General features: G+C 69.6%; 19 protein-coding genes. 5 read left to right on the top strand and 14 right to left on the bottom strand.

The window, feature by feature from the left end:
• From VKP62_03325 to VKP62_03285, 9 genes are all read right to left on the bottom strand, one after another.
• The coding region (locus VKP62_03325; GenBank protein MEB3196213.1) for an ATPase, T2SS/T4P/T4SS family at positions 1–1,565 on the bottom strand (1,565 nt) is incomplete at its 3' end.
• A 73-nt stretch (positions 1,566–1,638) separates the two neighbouring features.
• Positions 1,639–2,982 (bottom strand): thymidine phosphorylase, encoded by a 1,344-nt coding sequence (locus VKP62_03320; protein MEB3196212.1) that lies wholly within the window; start codon positions 2,980–2,982, stop codon positions 1,639–1,641.
• 71 nt (positions 2,983–3,053) lie between these two features.
• Positions 3,054–3,212 (bottom strand): hypothetical protein, encoded by a 159-nt coding sequence (locus tag VKP62_03315; GenBank protein ID MEB3196211.1) that lies wholly within the window; start codon positions 3,210–3,212, stop codon positions 3,054–3,056.
• Entirely contained in the window at positions 3,209–3,358 is a 150-nt protein-coding gene (locus VKP62_03310; protein ID MEB3196210.1) for a hypothetical protein, read from the bottom strand. Before VKP62_03310 ends, VKP62_03315 begins: the two co-directional genes overlap by 4 nt.
• An 18-nt stretch (positions 3,359–3,376) precedes the next feature.
• Positions 3,377–3,520: a hypothetical protein gene (locus VKP62_03305; protein ID MEB3196209.1), complete on the bottom strand. Its 144-nt coding sequence runs from the start codon at positions 3,518–3,520 to the stop codon at positions 3,377–3,379.
• A gap of 138 nt (positions 3,521–3,658) precedes the next feature.
• Positions 3,659–5,332 carry a hypothetical protein gene (locus VKP62_03300; protein MEB3196208.1) on the bottom strand — a complete coding sequence of 558 codons (1,674 nt, stop codon included), beginning with the start codon at positions 5,330–5,332 and terminating at the stop codon, positions 3,659–3,661.
• Positions 5,329–5,811 (bottom strand): hypothetical protein, encoded by a 483-nt coding sequence (locus VKP62_03295; protein MEB3196207.1) that lies wholly within the window; start codon positions 5,809–5,811, stop codon positions 5,329–5,331. Before VKP62_03295 ends, VKP62_03300 begins: the two co-directional genes overlap by 4 nt.
• Before the next feature lie 74 nt (positions 5,812–5,885).
• A complete protein-coding gene (locus VKP62_03290; GenBank protein MEB3196206.1) occupies positions 5,886–7,349 on the bottom strand; it encodes a DUF4127 family protein in 1,464 nt (487 codons plus the stop codon).
• 17 nt (positions 7,350–7,366) lie between these two features.
• The gene (locus VKP62_03285) at positions 7,367–8,305 is read right to left on the bottom strand and encodes a hypothetical protein (GenBank protein ID MEB3196205.1); all 939 of its coding nucleotides are present in this window, start codon (positions 8,303–8,305) and stop codon (positions 7,367–7,369) included.
• 174 nt (positions 8,306–8,479) lie between these two features.
• Here VKP62_03285 and VKP62_03280 point away from each other — a divergent pair, with 174 nt between their 5' ends.
• Positions 8,480–8,947, top strand: coding sequence for a RidA family protein (locus VKP62_03280; protein ID MEB3196204.1), 468 nt, complete (start codon positions 8,480–8,482; stop codon positions 8,945–8,947).
• A gap of 6 nt (positions 8,948–8,953) precedes the next feature.
• On the opposite strand, the gene VKP62_03275 is transcribed toward VKP62_03280, so the two are convergent.
• The gene (locus VKP62_03275) at positions 8,954–9,529 is read right to left on the bottom strand and encodes a tRNA-(ms[2]io[6]A)-hydroxylase (protein MEB3196203.1); all 576 of its coding nucleotides are present in this window, start codon (positions 9,527–9,529) and stop codon (positions 8,954–8,956) included.
• The gene (locus VKP62_03270) at positions 9,517–10,395 is read right to left on the bottom strand and encodes a YkgJ family cysteine cluster protein (GenBank protein MEB3196202.1); all 879 of its coding nucleotides are present in this window, start codon (positions 10,393–10,395) and stop codon (positions 9,517–9,519) included. Before VKP62_03270 ends, VKP62_03275 begins: the two co-directional genes overlap by 13 nt.
• On the opposite strand from VKP62_03270, the gene VKP62_03265 reads away from it, so the two are divergent.
• Together VKP62_03265 and VKP62_03260 are read left to right on the top strand one after the other, a co-directional pair.
• Entirely contained in the window at positions 10,385–10,786 is a 402-nt protein-coding gene (locus VKP62_03265; protein MEB3196201.1) for a hypothetical protein, read from the top strand. The two genes, VKP62_03270 and VKP62_03265, sit on opposite strands and share 11 nt — an antisense overlap.
• 261 nt (positions 10,787–11,047) lie before the next feature.
• Positions 11,048–11,929 (top strand): C1 family peptidase, encoded by an 882-nt coding sequence (locus tag VKP62_03260; protein ID MEB3196200.1) that lies wholly within the window; start codon positions 11,048–11,050, stop codon positions 11,927–11,929.
• A gap of 97 nt (positions 11,930–12,026) precedes the next feature.
• Here the strand turns inward: VKP62_03260 and VKP62_03255 are convergent, their stop codons facing one another.
• Complete coding sequence (locus VKP62_03255) at positions 12,027–13,136, bottom strand: phosphodiester glycosidase family protein (protein MEB3196199.1); 1,110 nt, start codon at positions 13,134–13,136, stop codon at positions 12,027–12,029.
• 233 nt (positions 13,137–13,369) lie between these two features.
• Here VKP62_03255 and VKP62_03250 point away from each other — a divergent pair, with 233 nt between their 5' ends.
• Together VKP62_03250 and VKP62_03245 are read left to right on the top strand one after the other, a co-directional pair.
• Positions 13,370–13,966, top strand: a complete 597-nt coding sequence (locus tag VKP62_03250) for an SCO family protein (GenBank protein MEB3196198.1) — start codon at positions 13,370–13,372, stop codon at positions 13,964–13,966.
• Positions 13,963–14,493, top strand: coding sequence for a copper chaperone PCu(A)C (locus VKP62_03245; GenBank protein MEB3196197.1), 531 nt, complete (start codon positions 13,963–13,965; stop codon positions 14,491–14,493). The genes VKP62_03250 and VKP62_03245 overlap by 4 nt, the downstream gene beginning before the upstream one ends.
• Before the next feature lie 60 nt (positions 14,494–14,553).
• Here VKP62_03245 and VKP62_03240 read toward each other — a convergent pair whose 3' ends face one another.
• A complete protein-coding gene (locus tag VKP62_03240) occupies positions 14,554–15,045 on the bottom strand; it encodes a YajQ family cyclic di-GMP-binding protein (GenBank protein ID MEB3196196.1) in 492 nt (163 codons plus the stop codon).
• 155 nt (positions 15,046–15,200) lie between these two features.
• Positions 15,201–16,853, bottom strand: a complete 1,653-nt coding sequence (locus VKP62_03235; protein MEB3196195.1) for a hypothetical protein — start codon at positions 16,851–16,853, stop codon at positions 15,201–15,203.
• Positions 16,854–16,922: the final 69 nt, after the last annotated feature.

Raw genomic sequence — 16,922 nt, 5'->3', positions numbered from 1 at the left:
GGCGTGAAGGGCACCACCTCGTAGACGCCCACCTGGCCGCTGTAGCCGGTCTGGTGGCACTGGTCGCAGCCCTTCGCGCGGGCCACCTCGCCGCTGCCGTTGAAGCGGGCGAAGTAGGCCTTGCTCTTGTCCTCGGGCGTGTACAGCTCCTTGCAGTGCGTGCACAGGCGGCGCACCAGGCGCTGGGTGACCGTACCGCCCAGCGCGTTGGCCAGCACGCGGGCGGGGGTGTCCCAGGTTTCACGCGCCTCCACCACCACGCTCTGGGTGGTGTGCACGCCGGCCAGCACGGTGGTGCCGCCGAGCGCGCCGCGCACCAGGCGCTGGGCCACCTTCACGTCGACCAGCTGGGTCACCATGACGGCCCGCGGCGCCTGCGCGAGGGCGGCGTTGACGCCGGCCAGCACGCCCAGGTCGTTGGGGCCGGGCTCGCTGGCCACCGGCACCTGGGTGATGCCGTCGAGGTCGGCGGCGATCGGCTCCTCCAGCGTGATGATCGAGGCGCCCTGCGCGTGCAACTCCCGCAGGCAGGCGTAGAGCAGCACCGTCTTGCCGGCGGCCAGCGGGCCGGCGAACAGCACCAGGCCCGAGGGGCGCGTGACCAGCTGGCGCAGTGCGGCTGCCACCTTGGGATGCAGCACCAGGCTTTCGAGGCTGTGCTGGCCGAGCATGGCCGAATCGAAGATGCGCAGCGTCAGCATCTGGCCGTGGGCGGCCGGCAGGGTGTGAAAGGACATCCGGACCGGGCGTTGCTCGACGCTGAGCGAGAGATTGCCCTGCTGCGGCAGGTTGCCGCTGGTGACGTTCAGCCCGGCCATGACCTTGATGCGCTGGGCGATCGCCTGGCCCACCCGGGCCGGTATCGGCGCCTCGCGCACCAGAATGCCGTCGATGCGATAACGCAGCACCACCTCGTGCTCCATCGGCTCCATGGTGACGATGCTGGCCCGCCGCGTCACCGCCGACGCCAGCAGGGCATTCACCAGCGGCACGATCGCCGCCTCGCTGCCGCCCTTGGCGGCCGCGTCGATCAGCTCGCGCAGGCGGGCGTCGCCCACCGGCAGCACCTCCGACAGCTGCGCACCCGACACCGGCTTGAGTTCGCCGGCCGCGGGGCCGGCGCTAGGGACGTCCTTGGGGATCGTCTTGAGCGTTTCCCAGAAATCGCCCTCGGTGCAAACGGCCGGCACCACGTTGACGCCGCGCAGGCGCTTGCGAATCTCGTCGATGGCGAGGATGTTGTTGGGGTCAACCAGCGCAACCGTCAGCTGATTCACCGCCACGGGAATCATCATGTACTGCTTGAGCAACTGCTCGGGCAACAGCCGCAGCACCTCAGGCGGGATGCGCGCCGTCTTCAGGTTGACGTGCTTCACGCCGAACTGGATTTCCAGCGCGTACTTGATCTTCTCCTCGTTGACGTAACCGAGATCGATCAGGGTTTCGCCGATCGGCTTGTTGGTCTCTTTCTGCCGCGCCAAGCCCTCATTGAGCTGCTCCTCGGTCAGGACGCCTGCCTTGACCAGCAACTCGCCGAGTCGGATACGTTTGGTGCCTACCGCCACCGGAACCACCCTCGCTCACTCGCCCCTCGGGAAGAGGCGCCCTGCCAACTCGTCATGCTACGTCGCCGGGACCTCACGGCAACAACCCCGCCGGCGCGGCCGCACGCAGCACCGACTTGATCAGGGGCGCCGGCGTCGGTGCCGTCGTCCCCAAGGTATACGCTTCCAGGACGCGTTCGGCCGCCTCGGCCGCCCGGGTCTCGTGGTTGGCCAGCAGTTCCGCCAAGGGCTCGCCCGGCTCGACGCGATCGCCCTCCTTTTTGAGCAGCTGCACGCCGACCGCCAGGTCGATCGCCTCGTCCTTGCGCTGCCGTCCCCCGCCCAGCGCCTTGGCCGCCAGCCCGATGCCGAGCGCATCGAGCCGCTGCACATAGCCGGCCTGCGTCGCACACACAGGGATGCGCAGCCGCGCCTGCGGCAGCAGGGTCGGGTCGTCGATCACGCGCGGGTCGCCGCCTTGCGCCACGATCATCTCGCGCCACTTGGCCAGCGCGCGCCCGTCCGCGATCACCTCGCGCAGGCGCGCCTCGCCGGCCTCGTCGGAGTCGACCAGGCCGCCCTCGTGCAGCAGCAGCCCGCCCATCCGCAGACACAGCGCCGTGAGATCGGCCGGGCCCTGGCCCTTCAGCGTCGCGATCGCCTCGGCCACCTCGTTGGCGTGCCCGATCGCGCAGCCGAGCGGCTGGTCCATGCCGGTGACCACGCAGATCACCCGCTTGCCCAGTCGCCGCCCCACCTCGAGCATGGTGCGCGACAGCTCCTCGGCCGCCGCCACGCTGGGCATGAAGGCTCCCGCCCCAGCCTTGACGTCGAGCAGGATCACCTCAGCGCCGGCCGCGATCTTCTTCGAGAGCACCGACACGGCAATCAGCGGGATGCTCTCGACCGTCGCGGTGACGTCACGCAGGGCATACAGGATGCCATCCGCCGGGGCCAGCTCGCGCGTCTGGGTCGCCACCGCCGCGCGCACCGTGCGCAGCTGGTCCAAGAATTCCACCTCGGAGAGCCCGGCCCGCATCCCCGGAATGGCCTCCAGCTTGTCGATCGTGCCCCCGGTATGACCCAGGCCCCGCCCGGACAGCTTGGCCACCGTGAGGCCGGCGGCGGCCAGCAGCGGCGCGAACACCAGGGTCACCTTGTCGCCGACTCCTCCAGTGGAATGCTTGTCCACGCAGGGGCCCGGCACGTCGCTCAGGTCGAGCACGTCGCCACTTTCGGCCACCAGGCGGGTCAGGTCCGTCGTTTCCTCGATCGTCATGCCGCGCCAGACCGTCGCCATCAGCCAGGCCGCCACCTGGTAGTCGGGCAGCTCCCCGGCCACCAGCCGCTGCACGAAGGCCGCCAGCGTGGCGGTGTCGTGGGCGTGACCCTCGCGCTTGGCGCGGATCATCTCGATCATCGAAAAGGGGTGCGGCATGAGGTCACTTCCGGGGGCTCGCCAGAGGCGGGCGCGACACTTTTATATACCCGGTCGCTTCCTTCGCACTCTCACGGCGTCGCACAAATGCGTCCGACCCGCCTCAGGCGTTCACCAGCGTGCTCGTCCTCGTCGGGCTCGGGGAGCGCCGACAGCGCCTCCAGGGCCGCGGTCAGCACCTGAGCGTGGCGCTCGCACTCGGCGCGGGCCGCCTGCAACTTGGGCGTCACAGCAAGACCCCCTCGCGCAGGGCCAGATGGTGAATGGCGGACGGCTGCGGTGTCAGGGGTGAGAGCACCACCAGGTCGATCTTCTCGTCTTCGAAGGCCGGGCTGGCGTGCAGGGCCGAGAGGGCCGCCAGGCGCGCCTCGACCATCGCGTCCGGGTCGCACAGCTAGGTCGTCACCAGAAAGTCGTAATCTCCGCCGCGCGCCTCGTCGCGCAGGCGCGAGCCGAACAGACGGACCTCGGCCGCCGGCCCGAAACAGTCGGCCATCACGCGTCGCACCGTGGCAATCTGGTTCTGGGTCAGCCGCACGAAGGCCTCCATCAGCCTCGGCGCGGCGGTTGCCCGCAGCCGAAACAGCCGCGCGCCGAGGCCATCATACCCCGAGCAGCGATCGAAAACGTGCAGGCATGCCGCCCAATCCGGGGGAGGTCGCGCTGGCCCCCTCGCTCACGGCGCCAGCCGCGTGACCTGTCCGTCGCCCACCACCCAGGCGTGGCTGTCGCCGTCGATCGCCAGCGTGCCAGGGAAGTTGCCGGCCGGCCAGGTCCCGAGGATCGTGCCGCTGGCTTCCAGCTTGCTGACCAGCGCGCCGTTCTGGATACCGACCCAGACGCTGCCGTCGCGGGGGTCGATGGCCAGGCCGGCCGGACCGGCGCCCACCGGGATCGGGGCGCCGATCGGCACGCCGTTGGGGGCCAGGTGAATCAGCTGGTTGGTGGCCGCCGACACCACCCAGGCGCTGTGGTCGGGGGCCACGGCGATCGCCCCGGGCTGGACCCCGAGCACGTACACGCCGAGCGTGGCCCCTTCGGACGAGAGCTTGCTGACGGTGTTGTCGCCGCTGTTGGCCACCCAGACCTCCCCGGTCGTGCGGTCGATCGCCAGCCCCGTGGGGTTGCTGCCGACCGTGATCGGCGAACTGGCCATCTGCGTGCCGTTCGGGTTGAACACCCGCACCGTGCCCCAGACGTGGCTGGCCACCCAGGCGCGATGCTGGGCATCCACGCCGATGCCGCTCGGGGAGCCCAGAAAACCCATGCTGGAGGTGCCGGCCGGGGAGCCGTCCGGATTCAAGCGCGTGACGTTGTGGCTGCCAAAATTGGCCACCCAGACCAGGCCCGTATCGGGATCGATCGCGATGCCGCGCGGCTGATTGCCCACGGCCAGGCCCGGCAGGAGCGGGTCGAGCGCGTCATTCAGGACGCTGACCTCGTGGCTGTTCTGGTGGGTCAGCCAGAAGCGCCCCTCGGGATCGAAGGCGCCCATGAAGGCCCCCCCGGGGAAACTCGCGTGCGCCATCTGGGTTCCGGTCGGCGGCGCCGGCACCGGCAGGTTGGGAATCTGCAGGGTGTCCGTGGCGTCCTGGCGCGGAATGACGAAATTGGGCAGCGTGACGCTGCGCCCGCCGGCGGCACTGAAGTAGGTCACGCTCAGCGCGTAGGGGCGATCGCCCGGCACGTTCAGGAACTGGGCCCGCCGGGAGGGCAGCCAGGCCGCCGTGGCCACCGGCGTGGCCGCTCCCACCTCGGTGAGCGAGGCCGTCAGAGCCGTGGTCCAGTCCGGAATGCGCTCAGGGGTATCCGGCAGGCTCGGCAGGCGCACGGTGGCGCCGAAGGGCTGGGCGTCCAGCGGCACCGTCAGCTGCAAGCGCCGCGAGCCCCCCGCGCTGCGCAGATCGATGGTGGCGCTGGCCGGCCGCTGCTGGTTCAGCCAGAGCGTCGGCGCCGTGCCGCCCGCGTTGCCCAGCGCCCGCACCAGCACCTGATAGCGCCAGCCACCGGGCACGTCATCGAAGACCGCCTCGCCGGCCTGGCTGAGCGGGATGGTGCGCGTGGCCGGTGGCACCGGCAGGCTGGCGGACGCGCCGGCCGTGCCGCTCGCCCCGACGTCCGGTAGCGGGTCCGGGCCGTTCAGGGCGCCGAGCACGATGTCGTAGCGCGCCACGTCGCTGGCCTTCCAGCTGCGCGCAGCGCTTTGCAGCACCCGCGGGGGGGCGATCGCCACCACCAGCCGACTGCGCGCCGGCGCCGCAGCCTCCAGCGCCAGGCGTGCCGGCGGCAACGGGGGCGCGCTGCAAGCCGCCAGCGCGCCTGCGAGCGCGCCCGCCAGCCAGCGTCTCACGGCGTGACCTCCACCACCTCGGCCGTCACGCTGGCGGCCGGGTCGATCCAGCCGCCGGTCTGCGGCGTGATGCCGACCTGCATCCCGGGCGGCACGTAAGGCGGCGGGGCCACGGCGCCCCCGCCCCCTCCACCGCCGCCACCGCCGCCGCCCGTCCGGGGTGCGGCCGGCGTCGGCGTCGCCTCCGGCAGGGCAGGCGCCATCAGGGGGGCATCGACGGGAAAGGCGGGCAGGGCTGAAGGCTTGAGCTCCGGCACGGGCAGCCCGGCCGGCGTGGTGCCCACCCCGCCGCCATCGAAAGGCGGTAACTCCTCAACCGGGAAGGCCTCCGCTTCAGGCGGCAGCAGCTCGGGCACGCCCATGATGAAGCGCTGCATCGGATGATGCGGCACCGGCGCGACCAGCGCGTGCTGGCAGCCAGACAGGCAGGCCAGACCCAGGGCGGACAGCAAAGAGGGCAAGGAAAACAGTCGGGACACGGCGATCGCTCCTATGGGGAGCATCGGCACACCGCCCTGGCTGCTTGAACGCCGCGGTCATTCGGCCGTCGCGTTCAGGTCACGTCGGTGCGGGCCTCGAAGGGGCGCTGCCAGGGCAAGCCGGTGGCAAAGCGGGTCGGGCGGTGCGCAAACTGCGCCTGCCAGGCAGCCGCGAGCGCCGTATCGAGCGTTTCAGCCAGCGCCGGAGGGGCGGCCCCTTCCCGCTGCGCGGCCTGCAGGTCCTTGCGGATCACGCTCTGGTAGAGCCAATCATCGGCGATCCGCTCGGTGATCAGGCGCTGGCGAGCCGCCTCGTCGGCCGTGGGCAGCAGGCTCGCGCAGGCCATCGCGACCACCGTGCCGAAGGTGTTGCCGGCCGTGTTCCAGGCGGCGAAGGCCCGCCACTGCCAGGGGTCCAGCCGGCTCACCAGCTCGGACCAGAGGCGCGGGTCCGCCCCGTTGGCGTAGGCCACGTCGGCAAAGGCGAGCGGGCGCTTCTCGGCCTCCGACAGGGCCATGAGCACAGGTTCCAGGTTGCGCACGGGCGTGTCGGGAGCCTCCAGGTTCAAGCCCAGCGCCAGATCGCCCTGGCCGGTCGCCGGCGTGTTCACCACGATCTCCAGCTCGGCCGCGGCCGGATCGCCGACCTCCTTGGCCCCGGCCGCCCGGATCTGACCGCGCAGCGTCTGCCAGAGCGGGCGGTCCTCGTACATGGCCTGCACGCGCTTGCCATCCAGCGGATGCCAGGAGACGGCCAGCTGCGGGGTCCGCCCGGCCAGCCGATTCAGCGCGCGCGCCACCAGGACCGAAGCCACCTCGTCCGCTCCCGGGTAGATCAGGACGCGATCCTGAATCAGGGTCGTGTTGACCATCTGCTGCAGGTGCTGCTGCTCCTCGACGTTCAGGCCGAAGCTGGCGGTGTCGTCCTGCGTCAGCAAGAGGGCGTCGAAGAAACCGGCCCCGGCCCACTTGACCATGGTCTGGTTGAAGCTGAAATTGCGCTCACGCGTGGCCAGATAGTCGGCCAGGATCTCATCCGGGATCGCGGCCCGCGCGGCCCGGGCGATCGCCTGGTCCTGCGGATCGTTCTGGGCCTTGAAGCGGTGCTGGTGGAAGCTCCAGCGAAAGATCAGCTTGCCGTAGCGATCCCAGTAGGGCTTTTCCTCCTCGTTGACGTTGGAATCGGACAGCCGCATCGTCACGCTGAAGCCGTACAGCGGCAGGTCGGGGCGCTCGGCCTTGAGCGTGCGCAGCGGCAGGGTCGCCTCCAGCAGGTCGGCCAGCGCGTCGGGCGAGCGCCGCGAGGGAATCAGGCCCCCGTAGGCCAGGGTGTCGAGCGCCACGATCACGGCATCGGCTTCGGGCGCCACCTCGCGCAGCCAGGCCCCGAGCGCCGCCCGGTCGCCCGTGCGCACCAGGTTGCCCAGGCTCGCCCGCGGTGGCAGCAGCACCCGCGCCCCGCCCATGGCCCCGATGCGGGCCGGCAGGTCGTAGGTGACGGGGCGATCGTCGAGCGGCAGGACCGCCAGCGTGGTCATGCGCCGGGACTCCTTGTTCACAGCAGGATGATCAGGGGGATGGCCGGCCCGAGCTTCTTGTCGCGCTGGGCCTGCTTGAGCTGGTCGCTCGATTCACTGCCGAGCACCAGGTCGGCCCGCAGGCTGCCCTGGGTGCGCTGGGCCCGCAGCGAGAGCGGATTGACGCCGGCACTCGGGTCCATGTCGGCCCCATCGCGCAGGTATTTCAAGCTCTTTTCCTTGAAGGTGATCGGCTTGCCGTCCTTGTCGCGCAGCCCCGGCAACAGGGCCGGCTGCGCGCCGAGTCCGCGGGCATCGACCACCAAGGCGGTGTAAGTCGCGCGCAGGTTGACCGGCTCGGTGACGATTTCCTTGAGCGGCTTGGTCGGCCCGCCCGACGGCGTCGGCGAGGGCGCAGGCGTCGGGGAGACGCTCAGGCTGGGCGAGGCGACGGGTTCCGGCGGGGGTCCCACCAGGGCCATCAGGCCGCGATCGCCACGCAAGTCCACCCCCAGCACCAGCTCGGTCGAGCCGTCCGGCCAGTGGTTCGTTTCCAGTACCGTGGCGGCCTTGATGAAGTCGTTCAGGCGGTTGCGCAGGGAATCGTCGATCACGGCGAGGTCCTTGACGCGCGTGTTGGCGTCCACCCGCAGCAGCTCCAGGATGGCGGACAGCCGACGAAAGGCATCGGCCCGAGCAGCCCGGGTCGATAAGGCCCGCTTGAAAGAGGCCGCGCCGCGATCCACCGGCACGCCCAGCCCGCTGACGGTCAGCTGCCCGGTGGTCCAGTTGATGCGCGCGCCCTCTTCGAGCTCCTCCACCAGCTCCTGCGGGACCGCCCCGCTGAGCGGCGAGGGATAGGGCGAGGGCCGCTTGGCCGGAACCGAAGCGGGCGCCGCCCCGACCGGCCGCGCCGCGCCGGCCGCCAGCACGAGGCTGGCGCTGAGCAGGAAAGGAATGAGACGGGAAGCGGCCATACAACCTCCGACAGGCTTGGCGGTGCGTCTCTTTATACCATGGCCATGCCGATCGCCTTAAGCCTGCGGGCGAAGCGCCCGCAGGCGCCAACGGGGCGCGCCGCCGGCCTGGCTGGACGTCCCCGCCGGCACGCGTTTAAATGAACCGTCTGGAACTGCCTGAGGAGGACGACGATGTCACCCGTGCTGGAAAAACTGCAAACGCTGGGAATCCACCTGCCCGAGGCCCCCAAGGCCGTGGCCAACTACCTGCCGGCGGTCCGCTGCGGCGACACCGTGATCGTCTCCGGGCAGCTGCCGCTCAAAGACGGACAACTCACGTGCACCGGCAAGCTGGGTGACGACGTGACGATCGAAGCCGGCTACGCCGCGGCCCGGCAGTGCGCCATCAACGCGCTGGCCGCCCTCAATGGCGTGATCGGGGGCGACTGGTCACAGGTGGCGCAGGTGGTGCGCCTCGGCGGCTTCGTGGCCAGTGCCGCGGGCTTCACCGATCAGCCCAAGGTCGTGAACGGCGCCTCGGACTTCATGGTCGAGGTCTTCGGCGAGGCCGGCCGCCACGCCCGGGCGGCCGTGGGCGTGGCCGAACTACCGCTCGGCGCGGCCGTCGAGGTCGAATTCACCTTCCGCCTGCACGCCTGACCCCCGTCAGTGCATGCGCGCTGCCACCGGCAGGCGGGCGACAATCTCCGCCTCCTGCCGGGACAGCGCAGCCAACCGCTCGCGCACCGTCTCGCGCGGCGCATAATTCATGGCCAGGTTCACGAAGGTCGTGTGGTGACGCGACTCCGTGGCCGCCAGGTCCTTGTACATGGCCCGCAGCTCGGGGTCCGGCAGGTGCTCGGCCAGCAAGAAGAAGCGCTCGGCGCTGCGGGCCTCGATCAGGCTGCTGACCAGCAACCGGTCGATCAGGTGTTCGGTGGCATCGCCCTTGCGCATCAAGGGCAGCAGTTCCGTCACGTAGGGGTCCTTGTCCATCCCGCCCAGCGAGATGCCGCGGGCTTGCAGCAGGCGCCAGAGCAGGGCGAAGTGTTCCAGTTCCTCGTGCGCCAGTTCGAGCATGGCCGGCACCAGCACGGGGTCATCCGGATAGCGCGCGATCAGGCTCATGGCCGAGGCGGCCGCCTTCTTCTCGCAGTAGGCGTGGTCCACCAGCAGCGCGTCCACGTCCGCCAGCACGGCCTCGAGCCAGCGCGCCTCGGTCTCGGTCTTCAGACAGAACATGCGGGGTCCTCCTCCGGCTCGCCGGCCGGCTCGGCCAGCAGGCGGTCGGCCTCATCGAGCAGCCAGAGCGGCAGGGGCTTGATCGCGCCACCCGGGCTGAGCGCGTGCAGCTGGCGCTGCACCGGGTTCCAGTTCGGCATGGCCAGCTCGCCCAGGCCGGCCTCCTCCAGCTCGCGCACCCAGTCCGGTCCGCGCTGGTGACAGATCAGCAGGGAAGGGCGTCCCTCGACCGTGGCCGAAAAATAGCCGTAAGCGCGGCAGATGGCCGGGCGCTCGGCGTAGATGGCACAGCGTTCGTTCACCAGCGCCGGACAGGTCTTGGGGGCCTGCTGGTGCAAGGCGGGATCGGGGCGTTCGCCCGCGCTCCAGGCCTGCGCCAGGGCCTCGAGGGCCGCGCGGAAGGGCCCGTAGCGCTGCTCGGCGCAAGCGAAAATGCCCTGGCGCACGTCCCGCGGCAGGGCGGCCAGGCCCCGACGTGCCACCCGCCACTCGGCCTCGGTGACCCGGAACACCTGGTTGTGGCAGCAATCGGCGCAGCCCTGGGCGCAGGGCAACGCCGGATAGGCCTGGTCGACGGCGAAGGTCAGGTAGTCGATCAGCCAGTAGAGGTCGCGCGCGTCATCACTGTTCCCCAGGTTGTCGGCGTGCGGGATGGCAGGCGCGACGGACCGGATGGTGGCCTGTAGCAGCGATAGATTGACCGTCTGTGGCTCCGACACGAGCGCCATGATGGCGCGGGGCCGCAGGGTGGTCAAGCGGGCCGGGTATACGCTTCCCAGGCGATCGCCCCGCCCCGCCCGGGCGGCGATCGCCGAGACGACCCCCTCCCGCACTTGTTTGGTAAAGGACCCGCCCGTGCCGACCAAGGATCTCTGGTTCCTGCCCCAGGGGGCCCCGGGCCGCCAGTACTTGCTGGAATACGACCAGGTACCGCAAGAGGGGGCGGGGCTGGCGCTGGCCCTGCGCATGTACCGCAAGCGGGCTGCGGGCGATGTCGATGCCACGCCGGCCTTCTCGGTGGTGCTGGCCTTCCGCGCGACCGTGGTCGCCCGCCTCGAGGGCGCCCACGGCGTCGAACGCGGCCAGCTGGAGAGCTTCCTGCAACGCACCGCCGAACGGGCGGCCGCCTGCCTCGACATGCGCCTGCCCCCGCCGCTCGAACCCGCCGTGCCGGCCGGCCAGGTGGTCTGGCTCGCGGCCGAGGACTACACCAGCGAACGCACGCTGACCCACACCCTGGTCGAGGCCCTCGGCTGAGCGCGGCGGGGCGCGCGGGCCACCGGCCAGGTCAGGCCCGCCATCCAGGCGTCCCCGAGAGCCCCCGGGCAGCCGGTGAACGGCGCGGCGGCCCGTGTCGGTGACCGACATCACCGGGCGTGCCGAAGGGTCTGATGTTAAATCTTCGTAAAAATGCTTCAAAATGCGGGGGAGGGCGTTGTCGATCCGCGTTCGGGGTGATAAAGTTTTCCTGTGGTTAATTAAACCTTAACCTCACCACCCCCTCGGAGGCTTCCCCGCGTGCTCAAGCGCCTGGCCCTGGTGGCCCTTGCGGTCTTGAACTTGGTCTCGCTCACCGCCTGCGGCCGCGCCCCGCTCCAGCCGGGTGCGGGCCCGGTCGCGTCACGCGCCCAGGCGTCGACCCTGCTGCGGGCAGCCGGCCGGGTGCGCAAGCTGGGCTTTGACCTCGACCGCGCGGAGATTCAGCAACTGGCGGCGCGTCCGGTTCATCTCCCCCCGGTGCAGGGCCTGATGCCGATCAAGGTCGACCTGCGGGGACGCTGCAGCCCGATCTACGACCAGGGCGACCTGGGTTCCTGCACGGCCTTTGCCATGGGCAAGGGGGCCCGCGAGTTCCTGCAGCGCATCCGGGGCGAGCAGCCCACCCCGCTCTCCGCGCTCTACCTGTATTACGAGACGCGCAAGCTGCGCAACGCGGTCCACCTCGATTCCGGCGCCACCATCACCGATACGATGCGGGCGATCGCCCAGGCCGGCGTCGCGCCGGAAACCAGCTGGCCCTACCAGATCGCCTTTTTCACCGAACAGCCGCCCCCGGCCGCCTATTCGCAGGCCCCTGCCTGGAAGCTGACCACCGGCGTGCAGCTGGCCGGCCTGGAAGACATCAAGCGGGCCCTGGCGCGCAAGCAACCGGTGGTGTTCGGCATGCGCGTCTACCAGACCTTCCGCGACGTGGGCTCCGATGGCATGCTGCCCATGCCCCAGCCGGGCGATGTGATGGTGGGCGGGCACGCCGTCGTGGCCGTCGGCTACGACAACCGCCGCCAGGTGCTGATCGTGCGCAACTCGTTCGGCACCTTCTGGGGCGACCAGGGCTATTTCTACCTGCCCTACGCCTACCTCGCAGACGACCGCGTCATGGACATCTGGACGGCCTCCTGAGCAGGGAAGCGCGGCCAGGTTCGGACTTGCCGCGCGAGACCAACGAGGCGTCGCGTGGCAGGGGTCCCTCAGGGACCCGCCCGCGTCACGCACAGGCTCACTCCATCGGAAAGATGCCGATGGCGTTGCTCACCAGGCGTTCGACGCCGGCGGAAATGCGGTTGACGGGCTTGCCGGCAATCACCATGACGGTGGACCCCCCGCCGTCGAGGTTGATCGCCTCGATCGCCCCGAGCTCGATCATCAGCCGGGCCAGCTCCTTCAAGGTGCAGCCCACGCTGTGCTTCGGCACGCGGCCATCGACCGTGACCATCAGCGTGATGCCGGCCGGCGTGTAGCCGATCGCCGTGCGCGGCGCGCGCCCCGAGGCGATGTGGCTGCCGAAGCCCTCCTGGCGAGCCGTGACGTGGACCTTGCCGTTGTGCACGATCGTGGGCCCTCCCCCGATGGCATAGCGCACGCCCTCCCAGACGCCGGACAGCTGGGTATAGACCAGCGCCCGCGCGCCAGGGCGCAGGGCCTCCATGGCCCGGGCGAAGGCCGCCCCGTTGGCCGACAGCACGTAGCCGCCCCGCGGAATCGGCAGGTTGCCGTTGCTGGCTTCGATCACGTTGCCGCGCGCATCGATGGCGGCTTCATAGCGATAGGGATGCAGGGCCGTGCGCGTCGCGGCGCCGAAATGCGAGGTGTAGAGCGTCATCTGGTTGGGCCGCGCGCGCCGGTTGACGCCGGCCACCGCCAGTTCGCGGCCATCTTCCAGCATGACCGCGGCGCGCACCTGCGCGTCGTCGATGAAGGGCGTGCCGTCATAGCGAATGCCGAACACCGACCGGTTGTGCATGCCGCTGCTGATGATCTGGCCGTCCTGCACCATCAGGCCGGCCGGCTCGTTGTTGACGTAATTGAAGAAGGAGCCGTTGATCGCCGCCAGCGCCCCCGAGGCGCGGGCAATCTGGCTGACGGGCGCCCGCGCGAAGCCGCCATTGCGACGCTGCGCCACCACGCTCTTGATCGTGACCAGGTGGGGATCGGCGCGCAAGACGTGCATCACCATCGGGCCGGCCGGCGTGCGCCGCTTGATGTAAGTATGCGAGGCGCCCGGCACGATCTGGCGGGAGGCGCGCGCCAGCACGGAAGCTTCGGCCGGGTCTGCCGGGAGCGAGGCCAGCAGGGCGAGGCCAAGCAAGCAAGCAACGAGTCGACGCATGGGGAAGCAACCAGGAGGAGCGTTGAAGGAAAGCGGACGAGCGGGGCCGGGACCGGCTCAAGACCCGTTCGGGGCCTGCAGAAGCGCTTGAAACGGCCCTTGTTATAGCCCACCGGGACGGCCTGTGGCAAGCCGCAGGCCCGATTGACAAGCTCCGGCGGCGCTCCTACCCTGAGGGGGCGCCGCCCGACCTGGCAAGGTCCCGGCCGGCCGAACATGCGAGGGGAACTCCATTGCGTCGACTCTTGGGCTGTCTGCTGACGCTGGCTCTGGTGGCCTGTGCGGCCAAGGAATCGGAATCAGGCTTCCCCCATGCCATCCTGACCCCCACCCCCAAGGCCCTGCCGACGGTGTCGCTGGTGCGGGGAGACGGCCAGCCGGCGCCGGCGGACCTCTTTCGGGGCCACTGGACCTGGCTGTACTTCGGCTACGCCAACTGCCCGGATGTCTGCCCGATGGCGCTCGATTTTGCGGCGCGCGAGTATGAAAAATTGACCCGCAAGGAGGCGGTCCGGCTGGTCTTCGTGTCGGTCGACCCGGCGCGGGACCGCACGCCCAAGCTGGAAACCTTCGTCGATTACTACAACCCGCGCTTCGTGGGCGTGACCGGGGCCGCCCGCCACGACATCGACAGCCTGACCAAGGCGGTGGGAGCCGCCTACGTGATCGACGCCCCCAGCAAGCCCGGCGGGGCGTATACTGTCAGCCACAGCAACATGGTCTTCGCGCTCGACCCGCAAGGTCGACTGGTCGCGGTCTACGTGCCGGACGGCAAGCCCGGTGCCATGGCCGAGGACTTCAACCGGCTCACCGCCAAGGAGAAGGTATGAAATTGTTTGCGCTGGCCGCCGCCGTTCTGGCGAGCCTGGCCGTTGTCCCGCCCACCGCGGCCGAGGCCTGCAGCGGCGGGGGTTGTGTCGTCGACAAGAAAATCGAGGGGCTGCACGTCTGTGAACCCTGGGTGCGCGAAGCGCCTCCCGGCGCCAGTGCCATGGCCGCCTACATGAAAATCAAGAACGGCGGCAAGGCCGAACTGAAGGTGACAGGCGCCCAGAGCCCGCAGTTCAAGAGCGTGGAGATCCACGAGATCGTCAACGCGGACGGCATGGCCCGCATGCAAGAGGTCAAGCAGCTGGTGGTCCCGGCCGCAGGGGCCGTGGCGCTGGAGCCGGGCGCGACGCACGTCATGCTGATCGGACCGAAGAAAGCGCTGGCAGCCGGTGCGCGGGTCGACCTGACCCTGATGCTCAGCAACGGCAAGAAGCTGGCCATCCCGATGGCCGTGCGTCCCCGCGGCGCCCAGGCCGCTCCCGCTCACGAACATCACCACGACGAGCACCAGCACGGCGGGCACTGACCGGCAGGCCGACCCGCCGGCCGAACGCCATCGAATCTCGCGCTGAGCCCGGTGACGGGCTCAGCGGTAGTTGATGAACTGCAGGTCGATGTCCAGATCCGCGCCCTTGAGCTTGGCGATCACGGCCTGCAGGTCGTCCCGGCTCTTGCCCGTGACCCGGATCTGGTCATCCTGAATCTGGGCCTGCACCTTGAGCTTGGAGTCCTTGATCAGACCGATGATCTTCTTGGCCCGCTCCTTGTCGATGCCCTGCTTCAAGGTCACGTCCTGGCGCACGTTGCCGCCGAGCGACGACTCGATCTTGCCGTAGTCGAGGCTCTTGAGGGAGATGTTGCGCTTCACGAACTTGCTTTCGACCACGTCGAGCACGTTGCGCAGCTTCATCTCATCCGGGGCTTTCAGCACCAGCATTTCTTTCTCGAGCGTGACCTCCGCGCCACTGCCCTTCAGATCGAAGCGCTGCTCGAGCTCCTTCTGCGCCTGATGCACGGCGTTGGTGACCTCTTGCATCTCCACCTTGCTGACGATGTCAAAGCTGGCTTCCTTGGACAAGGCTGGCACTCCTCAGGAACGGACGGGGGATTCGGTGCGCCATTGTAGCAAGGCCGGGACGCCCGCTCAAATGCCCGTGGGGCTCCCCGGCGAGCGCCCCAAACGAAACCGGCCCGCTTTCGCGGGCCGGCCAAGTTTTTTCGAGGCGCGAGCGGTCACTTGGGCGCCACGAGGAAGACCTTGATGGTCTTCTCGTATTCGCCGTTGCGGTGGACCGGGAAGGTCTGGTTGATCGGCGCATCCTGGGTGTTGGTGAAGTTCTCGCCGCGGGCCCCCGTGAAGGTGAAGTTGTAATTGGAATCCGTGGGCACCTTGACGCGGAACTCGGCGGTGCCGTTCTGGGTGCCGGCCCCCGTGATGGAAATCGTACTCGAAGCCGGCTCGTCGTTGACCTTGTAATCCACCGTCATGGAGGTGGGCAACGGTCCGTCCGCCTGGAAGCGCACCGTCAGCTTCGGGCTCATCTTGGGAATCTTGATGCTCACATCAGCCATCCCCTTGGCGGTCGTCACTTCCTTCGGCTGCGAGCTGGCGGGAATGGGCTTCTGGATCGAACCGACCACGGTCAGCTTGACGTTGATGCCGACCGGCAGGTTGACCCGCCCCTCGGCGCTCACCGGATGCTCGGTCACGTTTTCCCCGACGCCCGTGCTGATGATCGCATCCGCCGCCGGCTTCCCGTTGATGCGCTCATCGTCGGAGTCGTAGGTCGCCACCACCGCCATGTCAACGGTTTCTTCCGTGGCACAGTCCCAGCTCCGGTAGCTGTTCAGGCGGGCGACCAGATCGGCCGGTGGCTGACGGTTGGCGGCCAGCCCTTGGTTGAAGTCGATCACCTCCTGGATGGTCTCGTTAATCCGGGAGGAGGAGCACCAGCCGTGGGCGACATAGCAGCGAATGTACTCCGAGTCGATGGCAAGGGACTCATCCACGGTGTTGCGAATCTTGAAGCTGACCGAATGACCTTTGGCATCGATGGTCATCTCGGTCATGGGCAGGTATGGCGCCTTACCAGCCTGCGACACCGGCATGGCGGGCCAGCTGTCGATGGTTGGATTGCCGGTGTTGCTCGGCGTCAGCGTGGGCTCGCTGGTCGAGGTGGTCGAGGAGGCCTGCAAGAGGCGCAGGGGCGACCCGCTCGTTTGCTGCAGGCTGCGCCCGGGAGCGGCCGGCAGGGCTTCGATCATTTCGAGGTCACCCGCCACCTTGGTGCTGCGGAAGGTCGTGTTGCGCGAGGCCGTGGGCGTGACCGGCATGCTCAGGTACCAGGCGCCGTCAGGCCCCTGGCTCAGACCGCGGGTGGCCGGATCGACGCCGGGAGCGTCCTTCTTGAAGGCCTCAACGAAGCGGGCGTCGACCTTGCTCTTCAGCACCAGGCCCTTGCCGGCCTTGATCTGGGCCGTGCCCAGATCCATCGCGACCTTGAGGCCCGGGATGTACAGGTCAGTGGCCTGTTCGCTCTTGGTGTCGCCAGGTGCGAAGCGAACGCTGGTGTTCCCGCTCAGCGCACCCGGCGGGATCGTGACCTCGACCGCGCCGTCTTCCGAGCGATAGACGCCGCCTTCCGCCGCCTTGATCGCCATCGGCTTGGCCTTGGCCAGATCCGCCTCCCGCGACGAGAGGGCGGGCGCGGCGTTGGCCGGTTGGGTGGGCTTGAGCGCAGCCGGCTCCTGCGCGGCGGCCATGCCGCCACCGGCACTGGGCGCCAGACGACCGGTCGATTCGGCATTCGGCGTCCGCGCCTGGCAGCCAGCCAGCACCACGAGCGTCAAAGCGGTGGCCAGGGAGACGTGATGCGCAACTTTCATGAACGGGATCCTCACTGCGTGAATTCAAGGGCGGTCTGTCCCCCTTATGCCCCGCGCCGATCACCGCAA

The sequence above is a fragment of the Candidatus Sericytochromatia bacterium genome (genome assembly GCA_035285325.1).
Classification (GTDB): domain Bacteria; phylum Cyanobacteriota; class Sericytochromatia; order S15B-MN24; family JAQBPE01; genus JAYKJB01.
This window is presented reverse-complemented; position numbering and strand designations above follow the sequence as displayed.

What these genes read in the sequence shown, in the direction of transcription:
- VKP62_03310 (MEB3196210.1), bottom strand. Translation starts at nt 3,358, where the DNA reads ATGGTCGAGGCGCGCCTGGCGGCCCTCTCGGCCCTGCACGCCAGCCCG.
- VKP62_03280 (MEB3196204.1), top strand. Translation starts at nt 8,480, where the DNA reads ATGTCACCCGTGCTGGAAAAACTGCAAACGCTGGGAATCCACCTGCCC.
- VKP62_03255 (MEB3196199.1), bottom strand. Translation starts at nt 13,136, where the DNA reads ATGCGTCGACTCGTTGCTTGCTTGCTTGGCCTCGCCCTGCTGGCCTCG.
- VKP62_03320 (MEB3196212.1), bottom strand. Translation starts at nt 2,982, where the DNA reads ATGCCGCACCCCTTTTCGATGATCGAGATGATCCGCGCCAAGCGCGAG.
- VKP62_03235 (MEB3196195.1), bottom strand. Translation starts at nt 16,853, where the DNA reads ATGAAAGTTGCGCATCACGTCTCCCTGGCCACCGCTTTGACGCTCGTG.
- VKP62_03245 (MEB3196197.1), top strand. Translation starts at nt 13,963, where the DNA reads ATGAAATTGTTTGCGCTGGCCGCCGCCGTTCTGGCGAGCCTGGCCGTT.
- VKP62_03285 (MEB3196205.1), bottom strand. Translation starts at nt 8,305, where the DNA reads ATGGCCGCTTCCCGTCTCATTCCTTTCCTGCTCAGCGCCAGCCTCGTG.
- VKP62_03290 (MEB3196206.1), bottom strand. Translation starts at nt 7,349, where the DNA reads ATGACCACGCTGGCGGTCCTGCCGCTCGACGATCGCCCCGTCACCTAC.
- VKP62_03275 (MEB3196203.1), bottom strand. Translation starts at nt 9,529, where the DNA reads ATGTTCTGTCTGAAGACCGAGACCGAGGCGCGCTGGCTCGAGGCCGTG.